Consider the following 17,796-nt stretch of genomic DNA (forward strand, 5'->3'; position numbering starts at 1 on the left):
CGTTCCGGGCGTGTGTGGGGGAACGGGCACGCCTGCCCGTTCGGGAGCCGCCGGCCCGGCGCGCGACCCCCGGGCCGAAGCGTAGGATTGGTCTGGACCAGAAGGCAATAGCCGTGCGTGCTGCGCTTGTTGACGGACTGTAGGCCCCCGAGCAGCGCAAAGGCCCGACGGACGGCTGTGGTTAGCCGTTCCATCGGGCCCCGTTAAGGCTCCGGAAAGGTCAGCGCTGCATGCCGTGGATGCTGCCGGCCTGGATCACGAGGTCGCTGTTGACGGTCGAGCTCCCGCTGATGACGTTGATGATGTACGTCCCGCCGGGCTCCTTGTGGAACTGGCCGGGAAGGAACTCCTGGAGGATCTCGAAGAGCTCCTCGGCCGCCTCCGGGTTCGCCCGGAACAGTGCGCGCAGCCGGTTGCGAACCGCCGCGGCCTGGTCGGCCAGGACCTCCTCGTCGCCGCCCGCCTCCAGCACCTCGGCGCGGATCACCTCCAGCTCCGCGCTCGCCTCCTCGTCCCGCTCGCCGCGCCCGAGCAGCCGGGCGATCCGCGAACTGGCCTGGTTCCAGGCGGCCGTGGCCATCAGCCCGGCCACCGAGGTCGCCCCGGACCTCAGCATCTCCTGCACGAGTTCGGCGTCCATGCTGCTCCCTTGTCGTACCGCAATGTCGGCACCACGGTAGGGCAAGGGCGGACGAGGCGTCAGAGGAACGTCTTCCCCTCGCCCCGGTACGTCGGCACGGTCCGTACGATCCGGTCGCCCTCGACCAGGTGCAGCTCGGCGAAGCGTTCGCACAGCTCGCCCGCCTTGGCGTGCCGGAACCAGACCCGGTCGCCGATCAGCAGGTCGTCCGCCGCCGAGCCGAGCAGCGGGGTCTGCACCTCCCCGGCGCCCTCCATCGGGTCGTAGCGCAGCCCGGCCGGCAGGTACGGCACCGGGGAGCGGTCCGGGCCGGCCGCGCCGGAGGCCGGGTAGCCGCCGCCGAGGACGGTCACCACGCCGAGGCCGGGGCGGCGCACCACCGGCTGGCCGAACAGCGCGGCCGGGCGGCCCCGGAAGGCGCGGTAGTTGTCGAAGAGCTGCGGCTGGTACAGCCCGGAGCCGGCCGCCACCTCGGTGACGGCGCGCTCGGCCACGGTGGATTCCACGCTGCCGGTGCCGCCGCCGTTGACGAACTCCAGGTCGGCCACCCGCCGCAGCCGCCGGACCGCCGCCGCGCGCCGCTCGGCCAGCTCCGTCCTGGCCTTGGCCTGCATCAACCGGATCAGCCCGGAGCGCACCGGCCGCCCGGGTATCCGGTCTCCCACCCCGGCGACGTGCCCCTCGTACGCCATCAGGCCGACCACCCGGAAGCCCCGGCGGCGCTGGACGAGCTCGGCGAAGGCGCCGAGGTCCTCGGGGGTGCGCAACGGCGAGCGGCGGGCGCCGACCCGGACCCGGCCGCCGAGCAGTTGCAGCGAGGTGTCCAGCTCCAGGCAGACCCGCACCTCGGCGTCGCCGCCGCGGGCCTCGTCGATCAGGTCCAGCTGGGCCGGGTCGTCCAGCACGACGGTGATCTCGCGGGCGGCCTCCGGGTCGGCGGTCAGCTCGGCGAAGCCGGCCCGGTCGGCGCTGGGGTAGGCGAGCAGGACGTCGCGGACGCCGGTGCGGGCCAGCCAGAGCGACTCGTCCAGGGTGAAGCTCATCACGCCGAGGAAGCCGTCCACGGCCAGCGCCCGGTCCAGCAGGGCCCGGCAGCGGATCGACTTGCTGGCCAGCCGGATCGGCTTGCCGCCGGCCCGGCGGACCAGGTCGGCGGCGTTCGCGTCGAACGCGGCGAGGTCCACGACGGCCACCGGACCGTCCAGGTGGGCGGTGGCACGGTCGTACCGGAGGCGGTCGGACACCGGGGCGGGTGCGGTCGCGGGCGCGTCGAGGATCACCATGGGCGCAGGGTGCCACAGCGCGCTACCGGTGGGTAGGGGCCGCGTGCAGGGAAATGGGGCCGTCCGCGCGCGGTGGCATAGGGTCGGGCGGGTGGACCGCAAAGACTTCTCCAACCCGGCGTTCGTCGGCAAGAGCATCCCGAACCCCGGCTTCTCCGACGACGACGGCACCGCCGACCCGGCGCTCGCCGAGGCCCTCGCCCGCTGGTCCCAGGACCGCGCGGCCGAGCCGGAGGTGCTGGCGGCACTGCCCCCCACCCGGCTGATGGTCCCGATCGTCGCGATCCTCGGCGAGGTCGAGGTGAGCCCGGACGGGCACCGGCACGAGAAGACCAGCGACATGGCCGTCCCGGTGCTGGAGGCCCCGGACGGGCGCCGCGCGCTGCCGGCCTTCACGTCGCTCGAGGCGCTCACCCGCTGGCGCGCCGACGCCCGCCCGGCGCCGACGGCGGCCCCGCAGGCCGCGATGGTCGCCTACTCGGAGCGCGCCGACACCCTGCTGATCGACCCGGCCGGGCCGGTGGCGTTCCAGCTGAGGGGCGCCCGGCTGCGGGCGCTTGCGGAGAACCGCCCGTTCCTGCCGCCGGTCCGCGACCCGGAGGTGCGCGAGGCGGTCCGTGCGCTGCTGGCGGCCGAGCCGCAGGTGGTCAGCGGGCGGCTGGCGGCCTCGGAGGGTTCGGACGGGGTGCTCGCGGTGGTGTTCGACCCGGCGCTGGACCAGGCCGGGCTGCAGGCGGCCGCGCAGCGGGTCGGGCAGGCGGTGGCCGCCGACCCGGTGCTGCGGGTGCGGCTGGACCGGGGGCTGGACCTCGCGGTGCTGCCGGCGAGCGCGGAGCTGCCGGGGGAGCCGCTCCACAGGCGGTAGGGAACGGAGAAGGCCACCGGCTCGCGGGAGTCGGTGGCCTTCTCCGCTCCTCCTCGCGCGAGGAGGAGCCGAAGCTCAGGAGTAGACCGGCCCGGTGAACTTCTCGCCCGGTCCGGCGCCCGGGGCGTCCGGGACGATGGACGCCTCGCGGAAGGCGAGCTGCAGCGAGCGCAGCCCGTCCCGCAGCGGCGCGGCGTGGAAGTTGCTGATCTCCGGGGCGCCGGCGGTGACGAGCCCGGCGAGCGCGGTGATCAGCTTGCGGGCCTCGTCCAGGTCCTTGTCCTTCTCGCCGCCCTCGGCGAGACCGCACTTGACGGCGGCGGCGCTCATCAGGTGCACCGCGACGGTGGTGATCACCTCGACGGCCGGGACCTCGGCGATGTCGCGGGTGAGGTCGTCGAAGCCGATCGCGTCGTCGTCCGCGCCGGGGGTCTGGGTGGGCTCGCTGCTCAAGGGGGGCTCGTTCCTTCGTGCCGTGTGGGTACACGTGGAGCGTACAAGGGCCCCGGGGGACGCGGACGGGGCAGTGCGCCGGGGCGGAATAGCGTTCGACCTCCCGACGCTGTAAGCTTCGAGACTGACCGGCCGGGATCCCGTATGGGCACTCGGCCAGCAAGTGGAGGCTCCACTGAGGAGGCCCGAGAGGGCAACCGCGAAAGTCTCCCACCTGATCGGCCTCCGGGTCGACGGGTCCCGGTCCGCGACGGGCGCCTCTGGTGCCGAGTCGCCGCAGCGCCCCTCACCGGGCGCAGCCCCCGGTTGTGTGGAGCCCCGCTTGTACCGAGCGGGGCTTTTTTCGTGTGGCGGTGTACGTACCGGACAGCGCAGCACGAATGAAGCCCCGCCCAGTGGTCGAGTCCACTACGTGCGACCGCCGTCCGACGGCCGCATCGCAGAAGGTGCAACCGAGGAGGCCCCATCAGCACCGAGCCCCGCATCAACGACCGGATTCGCGTCCCCGAGGTGCGACTCGTCGGTCCCAGCGGCGAGCAGGTCGGCATCGTGCCGCTTGCCAAGGCGCTGGAGCTCGCGCAGGAGTACGACCTCGACCTGGTCGAGGTCGCGGCGACCGCCCGGCCGCCGGTGTGCAAGCTCATGGACTACGGCAAGTTCAAGTACGAGTCGGCCATGAAGGCCCGTGAGGCGCGCAAGAACCAGGCGCACACGGTCATCAAGGAGATGAAGCTCCGGCCGAAGATCGACCCGCACGACTATGACACCAAGAAGGGTCACGTCGTCCGGTTCCTCAAGCAGGGCGACAAGGTCAAGATCACGATCATGTTCCGCGGTCGTGAGCAGTCCCGCCCCGAGCTGGGCTTCCGTCTGCTTCAGCGGCTCGCCGACGACGTCCAGGACCTGGGCTTCGTCGAGTCCTCGCCCAAGCAGGACGGCCGTAACATGATCATGGTCCTTGGCCCGCACAAGAAGAAGACCGAGGCGATGGCCGAGGCCCGCGCCCTCGCGGACGCCCGCAAGGCCGAGCGTCAGGGCCGCACCGCCGGCTCCGACGCCCCTGCGGAGGCCGAGGTCGAGGACGCCGTGACCGAGGATGCCGTGACCGAGGCGCAGGACGCCCCGGCCGAGGCGCCGGCCGTCGAGGCCGACGCTCCGGTCGAGCAGCCGGCCGCCTCCCAGGGCGCCTGAGCCTTCACCGGCCAGGAGGGCCCGGGAGACCGGCCCACAGGGTGACGGGGCGTCCCGCCCGGTCACCGCAGATCCATCCAGTTCACGCCCGCGTGGCGACCGCCGCGCGGGCGTGAACGGGACCGACGAGGAGATACGGCGAAATGCCGAAGCAGAAGACGCACAGTGGCGCCAGCAAGCGCTTCAAGATCAGTGGCTCTGGCAAGGTGCTGCGCGAGCGCGCCGGCCGCCGCCACCTCCTGGAGCACAAGCCCTCGACGCTGACCCGCAAGCTGGCCGGGACCGTCGAGATGGCCCCCGCTGACGCCAAGAAGATCAAGAAGCTTCTCGGCAAGTGATCGCCCTCCCGCCCGGCGCGAGCCGCGAGCGGGGCAGCTGATCCTTCCCGACCCATTCGAATGACGGACCACGTGAAGTAGTCCGTGGTCCAACCCAAGGAGTAATCAAGTGGCACGCGTCAAGCGGGCAGTCAACGCCCACAAGAAGCGCCGGGTCATCCTGGAGCGCGCCAGCGGCTACCGTGGCCAGCGTTCGCGCCTGTACCGCAAGGCCAAGGAGCAGGTCACCCACTCGCTGGTCTACAACTTCAACGACCGCAAGAAGCGCAAGGGCGACTTCCGTCAGCTGTGGATCCAGCGCATCAACGCTGCGGCCCGTGCCAACGGCATCACCTACAACCGCTTCGTGCAGGGCCTGAAGGCCGCCAGCGTCGAGATCGACCGCAAGATGCTGGCCGACCTGGCCGTCAACGACCCGGGTGCGTTCGCCTCCCTGGTCGAGGTCGCCCAGAAGGCGCTGCCGGCCGACGTGAACGCCCCGAAGGCCGCCGCCGACGCCGCCTGATCTTCCGAGATCGGTTGAGCTCTGACCGGACCCGCAGGTTCGCCTGCGGGTCCGGTCCTGCTTTGCCCCCTCCTTCAGCGCCTCCGGAGAACGAGACCATGCCCAGCACCGACACCCCCCTGCTGACCTCCCTGCGCTCGCCGCGCGTCGTGGCCGCCCGCCGACTGGCCAAGCGCAACCAGCGCACCAAGGAGCGCCGCTTCCTGGCCGAGGGCCCGCAGGCCGTCCGGGAGGCCATCGCCTTCGGCAGGCTGCCGGGCACCGGTGAGCACGCCGTGGTCGAGGTCTACACGACCGTGGAGGCCGCCGAGCGGCACGCCGGCATCGTCGAGGCCGCCCTGACCGAGGGGCTGCCGGTGCTGACCGCCACCGACGAGGTGATCGCCGGGATCTGCGACACGGTGACCCCGCAGGGCATCGTGGCGCTCTGCCGCTTCATCGACACCCCGTTCGACGAGGTGCTCCAGGCCCGCCCCAAGCTGGTCGCGATCCTCGCCCACGTGCGCGACCCCGGGAACGCCGGCACCGTGCTGCGCACCGCCGACGCGGCCGGCGCGGACGCCGTGGTGCTCACCGACGCCTCGGTGGACCTCTACAACCCGAAGGCCGTCCGGGCCTCCGTGGGCAGCCTGTTCCACCTGCCGGTGGCGGTCGGCGTGCCGGTCGAGGAGGCCGTCGGCAGGCTGCGCGAGGCCGGGGTCCGGGTGCTCGCCGCGGACGGCGCCGGGGAGCGCGACCTGGACCGGGAGCTGGACGAGGGCACCCTGGGCGCGCCCGGCGCATGGGTGTTCGGCAACGAGGCGTGGGGGCTTCCGGAGGAGACCCGCGCGCTCACCGACGAGGTCGTGCGCGTCCCGATCCACGGCCACGCCGAGAGCCTCAACCTGGCCACCGCGGCGGCCGTCTGCCTGTACGCCTCGGCCCGCGCCCAGCGTTCGCCCGGCGGCTGCCGTTCGAACGCCTGACGCACCCCGGGGGCGCGTCCGGATCACCCCCTTGCAAGCCCTACTGCACGGGCTCGGGAGGCGCTAGGGTCTGCCTCTGTGGGGGGAACGGCACGGTGGGTAATCGGGGAGGCAACCCATGGTCGGCAGCGGGCCCGAGCTCGACCCGGACGACCTGCCGGACGGCCTGGTGGTCGCCGACGCGCTGGGCCGGGTGGTCTGCTTCAACCGGGTCGCGGCCCGGCTCACCGGCGTGCTCCCGCAGGCCGCGCTCGGCAGTGAGCTGGAGGACGTCCTCCCGCTGGAGGACCTGGACGGCCGCCGCTGGTGGCAGCTGACCGACCCGTACGGCGGCCTGGCCATCCGCACCCGCCAGCCGGAGCGCAACCTGCTGCTGCCCGGGGGGCGCGAGGTGCTGGTCTCCGCCCGGTACGTGCGCAGCGCGCCGGGCGGGCCGCTGGAGCGGCTGGTGATCGCCCTGCGCGGCACCGAGGCCAGGCGCCGCACCGAGCGCAGCCACGCCGAGCTGATCGCCACCGTGGCGCACGAGCTGCGCTCCCCGCTCACCAGCGTCAAGGGCTTCACGGCGACGCTGCTGGCCAAGTGGGAGCGGTTCACCGACGGGCAGAAGCGGCTGATGCTGGAAACCGTCGACGCCGACGCCGACCGGGTCACCCGGCTGATCGCCGAACTGCTGGACATCTCCCGGATCGACTCCGGCCGGCTGGAGCTGCGCAAGCAGGTGGTCGACCTGGCCGCGGCGGTGCGCCGGCACGTCGAGCGCAAGGTCGCCACCGGCATCCCCGAGGACCGCTTCGACATCCGGATCAGCGAGCCGCTGACCGTCCTGTGGGCCGACCCGGACAAGGTCGACCAGGTGCTCGCCAACCTGCTGGAAAACGCGGTGCGGCACGGTGACGGAACTGTCACCATCGAGGTGGCACCGGCCAAGGAGGTCGTCGAGGCGCCCCTCTGGGAGCGCGACGGCACTCCACCCCGCATCGTGGAGGGCACAGCGGTCACCGTGAGCGACGAAGGCGGCGGGATCCCCGAGGAGTCGGTGCCCCGCGTCTTCACCCGCTTCTGGCGCGGCTCCAAGCGCGGCGGCACCGGCCTGGGCCTCTACATCGTCAAGGGCATCGTGGAAGCCCACGGCGGCTCGATCCGCGTCGACCGCGCCCCGGGCGCCGGCGCCCGGTTCCGATTCATCCTGCCCGCCGGGGTCCCGGACTTCATGCTCTAGGGCTCCGCGGGGGCGGGCTGCGAGGAAGCGGCGCCGAGCGGCGCTACACGCTGCGACTACACTCGACCTTTGGCGTTGACCCCAAGACCTTGAGCACGGACGAGCAGGAGCACGGGAAAGATAGAGATGTCGGCACCCAACAAGTCGTACGACCCGGTCGAGGTCGAGGCCCTCAAGCCCGAGGTGGTGGAGCAGGCGCGGGACGAGGCGATCGCCGCGTTCGCCGCCGCCGGCTCCCTGGACGAGCTGAAGCAGGCCAAGGTCGCCCACACCGGCGACCGCTCCGCGCTCTCGCTCGCGAACCGCGAGATCGGCGCCCTGCCCCCGCACGCCAAGGCGGCCGCCGGAAAGCTGATCGGCCAGGCCCGCGGGGCCGTCAACCAGGCCCTCGCCAAGCGGCAGGCCGAGCTGGAGGCCGAGCGGGACGCCCGCGTGCTGGTCGAGGAGGCGGTGGACGTCACGCTGCCGTACGACCGCGCCCCGCGCGGCGCCCGGCACCCGCTGACCACCATGGCCGAGCGCATCGAGGACACCTTCGTCGCGATGGGCTACCAGGTCGCCGAGGGCCCCGAGGTCGAGGCCGAGTGGCTCAACTTCGACGCCCTCAACCTGGGCCCGGACCACCCGGCCCGCTCGATGCAGGACACCTTCTTCGTCCAGGCCCCGGACGGCTCCGCCGACTCCGGCGTGGTGCTGCGCACCCAGACCTCCCCGGTCCAGGCCCGCACCATGCTCGACCGCGAGCCCCCCATCTACGTGGTGTGCCCGGGCCGGGTCTACCGGACCGACGAGCTGGACGCCACCCACACCCCGGTCTTCCGCCAGGTCGAGGGCCTCGCGGTGGACGAGGGCATCACCTTCGCCGACCTCAAGGGCACCATCGAGGTGCTGGTCGAGAAGCTGATCGGCGGCGGCCTGGAGCTGCGCTGGCGCCCCTCGTACTTCCCGTTCACCGAGCCGAGCGCGGAGATCGACCTCCAGTGCTTCGTGTGCCGCGGCGAGAGCGTCGGCAACCCGGACCGGCCCTGCCGGACCTGCTCCTCCGAGGGCTGGATCGAGCTCGGCGGCTGCGGCGTGGTCAACCCGCGGGTGCTGGTCGCCTGCGGTGTCGACCCCAACCGCTACAGCGGCTTCGCCTTCGGCCTGGGCCTGGAGCGGATCCTGATGAATCGTCACAACGTCGCCGACATGCGCGACATGGTCGAGGGTGACGTCCGCTTCACCCTCCCGTTCGGGATGGAGATCTGATGCGCGTCCCGCTTTCCTGGCTGCGCGAGTACGTCGACCTGCCGGCCGGCGAGACCGGTCGTGACGTCGCGGAGCGCCTGGTCCGGGCCGGCCTGGAGGTCGAGACCGTCGAGCAGCTCGGCGCGGACCTCAAGGGCCCGCTGGTGGTCGGCGAGGTGCTCTCCATCGAGGAGCTGTCCGGCTTCAAGAAGCCGATCCGGCACTGCTTCGTGAACGTCGGCGACGCCAACGGCACCGGCGAGCCGCAGGAGATCGTCTGCGGTGCGACGAACTTCGCCGTCGGCGACAAGGTCGTCGTCGTGCTCCCGGGCGCCGTGCTGCCCGGCCCGTTCCCGATCGCCGCCCGCAAGACCTACGGCCACACCTCGGCCGGCATGATCTGCTCCGCCCGCGAGCTGGGCATGGGCGACGACCACAACGGCATCATCGTGCTCCCGCCGGAGTACGAGCCCGGCACCGACGCCATCGAGCTGCTCCAGCTCGTCGACGAGGTGCTCGACATCGCTATCACCCCGGACCGCGGCTACTGCCTGTCCATGCGCGGCGTGGCCCGTGAGGCCGCCGCCGCGTACGGGCTGCCGCTGGCCGACCCGGCGCTGCTCGACGTACCGCCGGCGAACTCCTTCGGCTACCTGGTGAAGGTCAACGACCAGGCCGGCTGCGACCGCTTCGTGGCCCGTACGGTCGTCGGCCTCGACCCGAACGCCAAGTCCCCGATCTGGCTCCAGCGCCGGCTGCAGAAGTCGGGCATCCGCCCGATCTCGCTGACCGTCGACATCACCAACTACGTGATGCTGGAGGTCGGCCAGCCGCTGCACGCCTACGACAAGCAGCGCGTGGACGGCCCGATCGTCGTCCGCCGGGCGGAGCAGGGCGAGGTGCTCACCACCCTCGACGGGGTCGAGCGCAAGCTCTCCGCCGAGGACCTGCTGATCTGCGACAACAGCGGCCCGATCGGCCTGGCCGGTGTGATGGGCGGCGCCTCCACCGAGATCCTCGACCCGGCCGCCGGCCCGGGCACCACCGAGGTGATCATCGAGGCGGCGCACTTCGACGCGGTCGCCATCGCCCGCAGCGCCAAGCGGCACAAGCTGCCCTCCGAGGCGTCCAAGCGCTTCGAGCGCGGCGTCGACCCGGAGGCCGCCCGCGCCGCCGCGCAGCGCGCCGTCGACCTGCTGGTCCTGATCGCCGGCGGTACCGCCGAGGCCGGGGTCACCGACATCGCCGCCCCGCACCCGGTGCGCACCATCACCATCGCCGCCGACCTGCCCGACCGGGTGGCCGGCACCGGGTACGGCCGCGAGACCGTCACCCGGCGCCTGCAGGAGATCGGCTGCTCGGTCTCCGGCGCCGACATCCTGGAGGTCACCCCGCCGACCTGGCGCCCCGACCTCACCGACCCGTACGACCTCGCCGAGGAGGTCATCCGGCTGGAGGGCTACGACAACGTCCCCGCCCGGATGCCCGACGTCCCCCCGGGCAAGGGCCTGACCGAGGCCCAGCGGGTGAACCGCCGGATCGGCGTCGCGCTGGCCGGGGCCGGCTACGTCGAGGTCAACAACTACCCGTTCCTCGGCGAGACCGCCTTCGAGGCGCTCGGCCTGGAGGCGGACGACCGGCGCCGCCGCACGGTGAAGCTGGTCAACCCGCTGAACGACGAGGAGCCGGCGCTGCGCACCACGCTGCTGCCGGGCCTGCTCGGCGCGCTGCGCCGCAACGTCGGCCGGGGCAACACCGACCTGGCGATCTTCGAGACCGGCACCGTCTTCCTGCCCAAGGACGAGCTGAGCGTGGCGCCGCGCCCGGCGGTCGACCACCGGCCCAGCGACGAGGAGCTGGCCGCGCTGGACGCCGCGCTGCCGGAGCAGCCGCGCCGCATCGCCGTCGCCCTCGCGGGCGAGCGGCTGCCCTCGGGCTGGTGGGGCAAGGGCGCCCAGGCCTCCTGGGCGGACGCCGTCGAGGCGGCCCGCACGGTGGCCCGGGCGGCCGGCATCGAGCTGACCGTCCGCCAGGGCCAGCTGGCGCCGTGGCACCCGGGCCGCTGCGCCGAGCTGCTGGTGGCGGGCACCGACCGGGTGGTCGGCCACGCCGGTGAGCTGCACCCGCGGGTCGTCAAGGCGCTCGGGCTGCCGGCCCGCACCGCCGCGATGGAGATCGACATCGACCTGCTCACCGCCGACGGCGCCGAGCGGGTCGGCGGCCCGACCGTCTCCGGCTTCCCGGTGGCGACCCAGGACGTCGCGCTGATCGTCGACACCGCCGTTCCGGCGGCCGAGGTCGAGGCCGCGCTGCGTGCCGGCGCGGGCGAACTGCTTGAGGCCATCCGGCTGTTCGACGTGTTCACCGGCGAGCAGGTCGGCGAGGGCAAGAAGTCGCTGGCGTACGCGCTGCGCTTCCGCGCGGTCGACCGCACCCTGACCGCCGACGAGGCCACCGCCGCCCGCGAGGCGGCCGTCGCCGAGGCCGTCGCCCGCACCGGCGCGGTGCTGCGCGGCGCCTGACGCGGCAGCGCCCGAGGAGGGCCCCGCCCCGGACCACGAGTCCGGGGCGGGGCCCTTTCCGTTTCCCGCCGCCTCCTCCGCGGAGTTGACGGCACCTCAGTCCGTGGTTTATTTCTTTACCTATGGAAGTAGATAAAGGCGCCGACCAGCCCTCCCCGATCGAGTTCCGTCTGGACCCGGCCTCCGGTGTCCCGTCCTACCTGCAGCTCGTGCAGCAGGTCGAACAGGCGCTGCGGATGGGCTGGTTGACCGAGGGGGACCGGCTGCCCCGGGTGCGCGAGGTGGTGGCCGGCCTCGCGATCAACCCGAACACGGTGCTCAAGGCGTACCGCGAGCTGGAGCACCGCGGTCTCGCGGCCGGCCGCCGGGGCCAGGGCACCTTCGTACGGGGCCTGCCCGCCGGCGTGGTGCCGCTGCGCGAGCGGACCGCGCTGCGCCGGGGGCTGCTGGACTGGATGCGCTCGGCGCGGACCGTCGGGCTGGACGAGGAGGGGATGGCCGCGGTGTTCGAGGACGCGCTGCGCGACCTGCGCGAGGGCCGGGACGGGGTGGTGGCCTGATGGCCGTGGACACGGTGATCGACTGCGCCGGGCTCGGCAAGCGCTACCGCCGCTCCTGGGCGCTGCGGGACTGCCGGCTCGCCGTCCCCGCCGGGCACGTTGCGGCCCTGGTCGGCCCGAACGGCGCCGGCAAGACCACGCTGCTCGGCCTGGCCGCCGGACTGGTTCTGCCGAGCGAGGGCGCGCTGACCGTCCTCGGTGGCCAACCGCCCGGCTCGCCGCGCGCGTTGGACCGGGTCGGCTTCGTCGCCCAGAACGCCGCGCTCTACCCCGGCCTGCCGGTGCGCGACCTGCTGGCGATGGGCCGACACCTCAACCGCCGCTGGGACGAGGCCCGGGCACGTACCCACCTGGACGGCCTCGGCATCCCGCTGGACCGCAGGTACGGCCGGCTCTCCGGCGGCCAGCAGGCCCAGGTCTCGCTCGCCCTGGCCCTCGCCAAGCGGCCCGAACTCCTGCTGCTGGACGAGCCGTTGGCGTCCCTCGACCCACTCGCCCGGCACGACTTCATGGCCGTGCTGCTGACCGCGGTGGCCGAGGACGGGATGTCCGTGGTGTTCTCCTCGCACGCCGTCAACGAGCTGGAGCAGAGCTGCGACTACCTGGTGGTGCTCGGCGGCGGCCGGGTCCAGGTGGCGGGGGAGGTGGACGACCTGTTGGCCGGCCACCGGATGCTGACCGGTCCGACCGCGGAGGCCGACACGGTCGCGCGGCGGCTGCCGGTGGTCCGCGACCGCCGGGCCGGCGTCCAGTCCCACCTGCTGGTGCGCACCGGCGGCCCGGACGCCCCGGTCTCCGGCTCCTGGCGCCAACAGAGTGTCGGACTGGAGGAGTTGGTGATCTCCTACCTGCGCGAACCGGCCGTCTCCGCCCTCCCCGGCCCGCGCGGGGCCGTCCCCCCGAACGTGAAGGTGCTGCTGCCGTGAGCTCCCTGTCCCTTGCCCCGCCCCGCTCCGCCGTCCTGCGGGCGGCCGTGCTGCGCCACCGGCCCGCGCTGCGGACCCTGCTGGGTGTCCTCGCCGGGTTCCTCGTCGTGCTGGGCGTCACCGGGTACTACATCCACGCAGCGCTGGACCGCTCCGGTGCGGCCGGGTGTGACATGGCGCTGCGGAGCTGCACCGAGCGGTGGAAGGAGTTCCTGCGCGAGTCCGGATCCGAGCTGATGGTCGGTGGGAATGTGACGTACTTCCTCGGGGGCGCCCTCGGGGCGTTCGTCGGATCCCCGCTGCTGGCCCGGGAGTTCGAGCACGGCACGGTCCGCTTCGCGTGGACCCAGGGGGCCGGGCGCACCCGCTGGACGGTCGGCGGGCTGGTGGTCGGCGGCAGTGCGCTGGCCGTCGCGACGGCCCTGGTGGCGGCGGTGCTCAGCTGGTGGATCGAACCGATGGCGGTCCACGGGGGGCGGTTCACTCCGTTGGTGTTCACCAGTGCCCCGCCCGCGCTGGTCGGACGGGTGCTGCTGGTCTTCGCGATCTCCGTGCTCGCCGGGGTGGTGCTGCGGCGGACGGTGGTGGCGCTGGGGATCGGGGTGGTGGCCTCGGTGGTGACCACCCTGGTGGCCGAGTCGCTGCGCTTCCACTACCGCCCACCGCTCGAGGACACCCTGCACACGCTCGCCCAGACCTCGCTGGACCACCGCTGGGAGGGCGGCATCCGGGTCACCGACCCGGCGGGGAACCGACTCGACCTCGGCCGGCTCTACGACCTGGGCGGCGACTACTACGGAGCTCAGAAGCTGCTGAGCGACGGCGGCTATTCGCTGCACGAGTCCTACCAGCCGGACAGCCGCTACTGGACGTTCCAGTTCATCGAGTTCGGCTGGATGGCCCTGCTCGCCGTGGCCCTGTGCGCGGCGGCGGTCTGGTGGGTGCGGCGCAGGGCGTTCTGACCCGGCGTCCGGTCGACGGCTGCGATCCGCGGTTCCGGGGTTTTCTTGAAGAGGTTCCGTCAAAACGCTTGCGCGAGTGCGGCCCGAGGGGTTTCCTTCTTCTCGTTAGGAAAGTTTCCTAACCCACGAGGAATCGGAGCGTCCCATGCGCCCTCAGCCCCGTCGTGCCCTCCGCATCGCCCTCGCCGCCGCCCTGGTGGCCGCGCCGCTCACCGTCGCGGCCACCTCGGCGGCCCAGGCCGCCCCGTCGCCGGCCGCCGTCGTCCGGCTCGCGGGGGTCGGGCTGGACGACCCGCACAAGAAGGACATCGCCATGCAGCTGGTGTCCAGCGCGGAGAACTCGTCGCTGGACTGGAAGGCCCAGTACAAGTACATCGAGGACATCAAGGACGGCCGCGGCTACACCGCCGGCATCATCGGCTTCTGCTCCGGCACCGGCGACATGCTGGAGCTGGTCCAGCACTACACCGACCTCAAGCCCGGCAACGTCCTGGCCAAGTACCTGCCGGCCCTGAAGAAGGTCAACGGCACCGACTCGCACGCCGGCCTCGGCTCCGCGTTCGAGAAGGACTGGGCCGCCGCCGCCAAGGACACCGTCTTCCAGCAGGCCCAGAACGACGAGCGCGACCGGGTGTACTTCAACCCCGCCGTCAATCAGGCCAAGAGCGACGGCCTGCGCGCGCTCGGCCAGTTCGCCTACTACGACGCCATCGTCATGCACGGCCCGGGCAACAGCTCGGACAGCTTCGGCGGCATCCGCGCCGCCGCGATGAAGAAGGCCAAGACCCCCGCCCAGGGCGGCGACGAGGCCACCTACCTCAAGGCCTTCCTGGACGCCCGCAAGGTGGTCATGAAGAAGGAGGAGGCGCACTCCGACACCAGCCGGGTGGACACCGAGCAGCTGGTCTTCCTCAACGCCAAGAACTTCGACCTCAACCCGCCGCTGAAGTGGAAGGTCTACGGCGACAGCTACACCATCAACAGCTGACGCCGCACCGGACAGCGGGGCCCGGCGGCCGGTTCACGGCCGCCGGGCCCCGCTGTCCGGGAGCGCCGGGGTGTCAGGCGCTCGCGGTGTAGTCGTAGAAGCCCCGGCCGGACTTGCGGCCCAGCAGGCCCGCGTCCACCATCCGGGAGAGCAGCGGGGGAGCGGCGTACAGCGGCTCCTTGTACTCGTCGTACATCGACTCGGCGATCGAGACGATGGTGTCCAGGCCGATCAGGTCGCACAGCCGCAGCGGGCCCATCGGGTGGGCGCAGCCGGCCTCCATGCCCTTGTCGATGTCCGAGGCGGTGGCCACGCCCGACTCGAACATCCGCACCGCGGACAGCAGGTACGGCACCAGCAGCGCGTTGACCACGAAGCCGGCCCGGTCGCGGGCGCGGATCGGCTCCTTGCCGAGCACCTGGGAGGCGAAGGCCTCCACCCGCTCGGTGGTGGTCGCCGAGGTGGTCAGCGTGGGGATGACCTCGACCAGCTTCTGCACCGGCGCCGGGTTGAAGAAGTGCAGGCCGATCACCTGCTCCGGGCGGGTGGTGGCGGCGGCCAGCTTCACGATCGGGATCGAGGAGGTGTTGGAGGCGAGGATCGCGTCGCGGCGCTCGATCACCCGGTCCAGGGTCTCGAAGATCCCGACCTTGATGTCCTCGCGCTCGGCGACGGCCTCGACCACCAGGTCGCGGTCGGCGAAGTCGGACAGTTCGACGGTGAAGGACAGCCGGGCCAGCGCCTCGTCCCGCTGCTCGGGCGTCAGCTTGCCCCGCTTGACCGCCGTCTCCAGGGAGTTGGTCAGCCGGGTGCGGCCGAACTCCAGCGCCTCACCGCTGGCCTCCGACACCAGGACGTCCAGCCCGGCCCGGGCGAAGACCTCGGCGATGCCCGACCCCATCAGGCCGCAGCCGATCACTCCGACGCGCGCGATGTCACTCACTCAGTTGCCCTTCGACGGTGCTGGGGGTCGCCCAGCTACGGGTGGCCCAGCGAGCTGCTGGACGACGGGCCGGTGTACCGGAATGGGTGCACCGGTCACCGCCCCGACGACGTTACTACTCCGTACCGGCCAGTAGGTCACCCCCTCCCCGGCAGGGTGCCACCGGCGGGAATCCCCCGAACGGGTGAGGCAGGGGCCCCGGTCCCGTGTGCCCGGGGCCGGCTCCACCGCTCGGCCGACAGAATGCCGCAGAGGGGGACGGGGCCGAAGCGGACAGGGCCGGGGGCACGAAGGGAGCACAGCGTGTCGACGGTAACGCTCGCAGGACAGGTCGCCCTGATCACCGGCGCAGGCCGGGGCATCGGCCGGGAGCTCGCCATCGGCCTGGCCGCCGAGGGGATGTCCGTCGGCCTGGTCGGCCGCACCCACGAGACCCTGACCGACACCCTCAAGGAGTGCGTCAAGCGCGGCTCCCGGGGCGTCGCCGTGACCGCCGACGTCACCCGCCCGGGCTCGGTGCGCGAGGCGGTCCGGGTGGTCGAGCGCGACCTCGGGCCGACCAACCTGCTGATCAACAACGCCGGCCTGGTCGACCGCGCCGAGGTGCCGCTCTGGGAGACCGACGCCAACCAGTGGTGGCAGGTGATCGAGACCAACCTGCGCGGCCCCTACAACCTGCTGCGCTGCGTGCTGCCCGGCATGGTCGCCCGCCGGCGCGGCCGGGTGATCAACCTCAACTCGGGCTTCGCGCTGCGCCCGGACGGCAACTACACCGCGTACGCCACCTCCAAGGGCGCGCTGCTCCAGCTCTCCGACAACATGGCGGACTCGCTCGCCCGCAACGGCATCGTGGTCCTCGACATCAGCCCGGGCGCGGTGGCCACCGACATGACCGCCGGGATGCCGATGTTCCGGGACACCACGGCCTGGGGCTCCATCCCGTACATGGTGGCCGTCACCGTGGACGCCGCCCGCGGCCGCTTCGACGGGCTGCACGGCCGGTTCATCCACGCCGGCCGGGACAACCTGGAGGAGCTGGTCAACCGCGCCGACGCGATCAGCGCCGCGGACGCCCGCACGCTGAGGCTGCGCCCGTACAAGGACGACGACCCGATGGTCTGACCGGGTGCCCGGGCCGGGGCCGGGGGTCAGGCGCAGAGCTGGCTGGCGGTCACCGGCTTGAGCCCCGCCTTGGCCAGGCCGTCCAGGATCGCGGGCAGCGCGTCCACCGTGCACTGGTGCCCCATGTGCAGTGCCACCACCGAGCCGCCGCGCGCCGAGTTCAGCACCCGGCGCTGCAGCTCGGCGGCCGAGGGGTCGTTGTAGTCGCGCGGGTCCACGTCGAAGGACAGCACGTGCTCGTACCCGACCGCCTTGGCCTGCTCGCGCACCATCGGGGTGGCGTACTGCGCGGCGGAGGGGCGGAACCAGCGGCCGATCGAGCCGGTGAGCTTCTGCAGGCGCTCCGCGCACTGGGCGATCTCGGCACGGGCCTGCTCCGGTGTCATGGCCGAGATGTTGAGGTGGTTCTGGGTGTGGTTGCCCAGCTCGTGGCCGCCGTCCAGGATCCGCCGGGCCATCTGCGGCTGCTGGTCGAGCCAGCTGCCGACGACCATCACGGTCAGCCTGGCGCCGCGCTGCTCGGCGACCTCCAGCAGCGCGGTGGCCAGCTTCGGGTCGCCGCTGCCGTGGAAGGTGAGCGCCACGTTCCTGCCGGTGCGAGGCCCGTACGCGACCTCGACCGGGGTGCCCGGCGCGAGCGGCGGCAGCACCGGCGGGGCCGGCGGGGTGGACGGCTCGGCGGCGGTCGGCTCGCCGTCGGGCCGGGCTTCCGCCGGGGCGGTGGGCGTGGCGGAGGCCGGGCCCTCGCCGCCGCTCCAGGCCGGGTCGGTGGTGTGCTGCGGGTCCACGGTGCCGGGGTGCGCGGCCAGCGCCCCCGGGTCGGCCCGGCGGAGGTTCCCGGTGCCGCAGGCGGTGAGCAGGCCGCCCGCGGCGGCGAGGGCGGCGAGGCGGACGGTGGAGTGCAGTACGGTGCGGCGGTCGGCAGTCATCGGCAGCCAGCATAGAGAGGACGGCTCCGGCGGGCGATCCGGTCCGTCCGGTCGGCCGGACCGGCCTTGACGTGCACACACTCTGTCGCCGGCAGTTGCGTAAACCTGAACTCCCGCTGTTTCCGTGCCGTGTCCTTGGATACGATCGCCGCGCA

The 17,796-nt window shown here is 72.9% G+C and carries 18 protein-coding genes; 13 read left to right on the forward strand and 5 right to left on the reverse strand.

Translation table 11 applies throughout. The annotated features are described in order from the left end of the window. Nucleotides 1-220: 220 nt before the first annotated feature. Together ACWDBE_RS18195 and ACWDBE_RS18200 are read right to left on the reverse strand one after the other, a co-directional pair. On the reverse strand, nt 221-640 hold the full coding sequence (locus tag ACWDBE_RS18195; RefSeq protein WP_449789549.1) for a hypothetical protein: 420 nt from the start codon (nt 638-640) through the stop codon (nt 221-223). Between the two features lie 59 nt (nt 641-699). Then, nucleotides 700-1,923 carry an amino acid deaminase/aldolase gene (locus ACWDBE_RS18200; RefSeq protein ID WP_449808539.1) on the reverse strand — a complete coding sequence of 408 codons (1,224 nt, stop codon included), beginning with the start codon at nt 1,921-1,923 and terminating at the stop codon, nt 700-702. Nucleotides 1,924-2,014: 91 nt separating this feature from the next. Here ACWDBE_RS18200 and ACWDBE_RS18205 point away from each other — a divergent pair, with 91 nt between their 5' ends. Next, complete coding sequence (locus tag ACWDBE_RS18205) at nt 2,015-2,788, forward strand: SseB family protein (RefSeq protein ID WP_449808540.1); 774 nt, start codon at nt 2,015-2,017, stop codon at nt 2,786-2,788. Between the two features lie 75 nt (nt 2,789-2,863). Here ACWDBE_RS18205 and ACWDBE_RS18210 read toward each other — a convergent pair whose 3' ends face one another. After that, nucleotides 2,864-3,241 (reverse strand): DUF1844 domain-containing protein, encoded by a 378-nt coding sequence (locus tag ACWDBE_RS18210; protein ID WP_224281591.1) that lies wholly within the window; start codon nt 3,239-3,241, stop codon nt 2,864-2,866. 465 nt (nt 3,242-3,706) lie between these two features. On the opposite strand from ACWDBE_RS18210, the gene infC reads away from it, so the two are divergent. The 11 genes from infC (at nt 3,707) to ACWDBE_RS18265 (ending at nt 14,647) form a co-directional block, all read left to right on the forward strand. Further along, entirely contained in the window at nt 3,707-4,432 is a 726-nt protein-coding gene (gene infC / locus ACWDBE_RS18215; protein ID WP_449789568.1) for a translation initiation factor IF-3, read from the forward strand. Between the two features lie 143 nt (nt 4,433-4,575). Next, nucleotides 4,576-4,770, forward strand: a complete 195-nt coding sequence (gene rpmI, locus ACWDBE_RS18220) for a 50S ribosomal protein L35 (protein ID WP_030286227.1) — start codon at nt 4,576-4,578, stop codon at nt 4,768-4,770. 109 nt (nt 4,771-4,879) lie between these two features. Next, nucleotides 4,880-5,275: a 50S ribosomal protein L20 gene (gene rplT, locus ACWDBE_RS18225; protein ID WP_030055649.1), complete on the forward strand. Its 396-nt coding sequence runs from the start codon at nt 4,880-4,882 to the stop codon at nt 5,273-5,275. A gap of 98 nt (nt 5,276-5,373) precedes the next feature. Next, the gene (locus ACWDBE_RS18230; RefSeq protein ID WP_449789546.1) at nt 5,374-6,240 is read left to right on the forward strand and encodes a TrmH family RNA methyltransferase; all 867 of its coding nucleotides are present in this window, start codon (nt 5,374-5,376) and stop codon (nt 6,238-6,240) included. Between the two features lie 118 nt (nt 6,241-6,358). Next, a complete protein-coding gene (locus tag ACWDBE_RS18235; protein ID WP_392874529.1) occupies nt 6,359-7,462 on the forward strand; it encodes a sensor histidine kinase in 1,104 nt (367 codons plus the stop codon). A 126-nt stretch (nt 7,463-7,588) separates the two neighbouring features. After that, nucleotides 7,589-8,710, forward strand: coding sequence for a phenylalanine--tRNA ligase subunit alpha (gene pheS, locus ACWDBE_RS18240; RefSeq protein ID WP_316520288.1), 1,122 nt, complete (start codon nt 7,589-7,591; stop codon nt 8,708-8,710). Then, complete coding sequence (pheT, locus tag ACWDBE_RS18245) at nt 8,710-11,211, forward strand: phenylalanine--tRNA ligase subunit beta (protein ID WP_449808541.1); 2,502 nt, start codon at nt 8,710-8,712, stop codon at nt 11,209-11,211. The genes pheS and pheT overlap by 1 nt, the downstream gene beginning before the upstream one ends. A 122-nt stretch (nt 11,212-11,333) precedes the next feature. Beyond that, complete coding sequence (locus tag ACWDBE_RS18250; RefSeq protein ID WP_449808542.1) at nt 11,334-11,771, forward strand: GntR family transcriptional regulator; 438 nt, start codon at nt 11,334-11,336, stop codon at nt 11,769-11,771. Beyond that, nucleotides 11,771-12,697: an ATP-binding cassette domain-containing protein gene (locus tag ACWDBE_RS18255; protein WP_449808543.1), complete on the forward strand. Its 927-nt coding sequence runs from the start codon at nt 11,771-11,773 to the stop codon at nt 12,695-12,697. The genes ACWDBE_RS18250 and ACWDBE_RS18255 overlap by 1 nt, the downstream gene beginning before the upstream one ends. Beyond that, nucleotides 12,694-13,659 carry an ABC transporter permease subunit gene (locus ACWDBE_RS18260; protein ID WP_449789542.1) on the forward strand — a complete coding sequence of 322 codons (966 nt, stop codon included), beginning with the start codon at nt 12,694-12,696 and terminating at the stop codon, nt 13,657-13,659. The genes ACWDBE_RS18255 and ACWDBE_RS18260 overlap by 4 nt, the downstream gene beginning before the upstream one ends. A 145-nt stretch (nt 13,660-13,804) precedes the next feature. After that, nucleotides 13,805-14,647 carry a chitosanase gene (locus ACWDBE_RS18265; protein ID WP_449789541.1) on the forward strand — a complete coding sequence of 281 codons (843 nt, stop codon included), beginning with the start codon at nt 13,805-13,807 and terminating at the stop codon, nt 14,645-14,647. A 73-nt stretch (nt 14,648-14,720) separates the two neighbouring features. On the opposite strand, the gene ACWDBE_RS18270 is transcribed toward ACWDBE_RS18265, so the two are convergent. Further along, nucleotides 14,721-15,590 (reverse strand): 3-hydroxybutyryl-CoA dehydrogenase, encoded by an 870-nt coding sequence (locus ACWDBE_RS18270; protein WP_449789540.1) that lies wholly within the window; start codon nt 15,588-15,590, stop codon nt 14,721-14,723. A gap of 303 nt (nt 15,591-15,893) precedes the next feature. On the opposite strand from ACWDBE_RS18270, the gene ACWDBE_RS18275 reads away from it, so the two are divergent. After that, on the forward strand, nt 15,894-16,712 hold the full coding sequence (locus ACWDBE_RS18275) for an SDR family NAD(P)-dependent oxidoreductase (protein ID WP_449789539.1): 819 nt from the start codon (nt 15,894-15,896) through the stop codon (nt 16,710-16,712). A gap of 26 nt (nt 16,713-16,738) precedes the next feature. On the opposite strand, the gene ACWDBE_RS18280 is transcribed toward ACWDBE_RS18275, so the two are convergent. Next, on the reverse strand, nt 16,739-17,641 hold the full coding sequence (locus ACWDBE_RS18280) for a polysaccharide deacetylase family protein (protein WP_449808544.1): 903 nt from the start codon (nt 17,639-17,641) through the stop codon (nt 16,739-16,741). Between the last annotated feature and the right edge of the window lie 155 nt (nt 17,642-17,796).

Source organism: Kitasatospora sp. NPDC001132 (genome assembly GCF_053598415.1).

Excerpts from the sequence above, each read along its gene's own strand:
- ACWDBE_RS18230 (WP_449789546.1), top strand. The coding sequence starts at position 5,374 with ATGCCCAGCACCGACACCCCCCTGCTGACCTCCCTGCGCTCGCCGCGC.
- pheS (WP_316520288.1), top strand. The coding sequence starts at position 7,589 with ATGTCGGCACCCAACAAGTCGTACGACCCGGTCGAGGTCGAGGCCCTC.
- ACWDBE_RS18250 (WP_449808542.1), top strand. The coding sequence starts at position 11,334 with ATGGAAGTAGATAAAGGCGCCGACCAGCCCTCCCCGATCGAGTTCCGT.
- ACWDBE_RS18200 (WP_449808539.1), bottom strand. The coding sequence starts at position 1,923 with ATGGTGATCCTCGACGCGCCCGCGACCGCACCCGCCCCGGTGTCCGAC.
- ACWDBE_RS18195 (WP_449789549.1), bottom strand. The coding sequence starts at position 640 with ATGGACGCCGAACTCGTGCAGGAGATGCTGAGGTCCGGGGCGACCTCG.
- pheT (WP_449808541.1), top strand. The coding sequence starts at position 8,710 with ATGCGCGTCCCGCTTTCCTGGCTGCGCGAGTACGTCGACCTGCCGGCC.
- ACWDBE_RS18235 (WP_392874529.1), top strand. The coding sequence starts at position 6,359 with ATGGTCGGCAGCGGGCCCGAGCTCGACCCGGACGACCTGCCGGACGGC.
- ACWDBE_RS18280 (WP_449808544.1), bottom strand. The coding sequence starts at position 17,641 with ATGACTGCCGACCGCCGCACCGTACTGCACTCCACCGTCCGCCTCGCC.
- ACWDBE_RS18265 (WP_449789541.1), top strand. The coding sequence starts at position 13,805 with ATGCGCCCTCAGCCCCGTCGTGCCCTCCGCATCGCCCTCGCCGCCGCC.
- rpmI (WP_030286227.1), top strand. The coding sequence starts at position 4,576 with ATGCCGAAGCAGAAGACGCACAGTGGCGCCAGCAAGCGCTTCAAGATC.
- ACWDBE_RS18255 (WP_449808543.1), top strand. The coding sequence starts at position 11,771 with ATGGCCGTGGACACGGTGATCGACTGCGCCGGGCTCGGCAAGCGCTAC.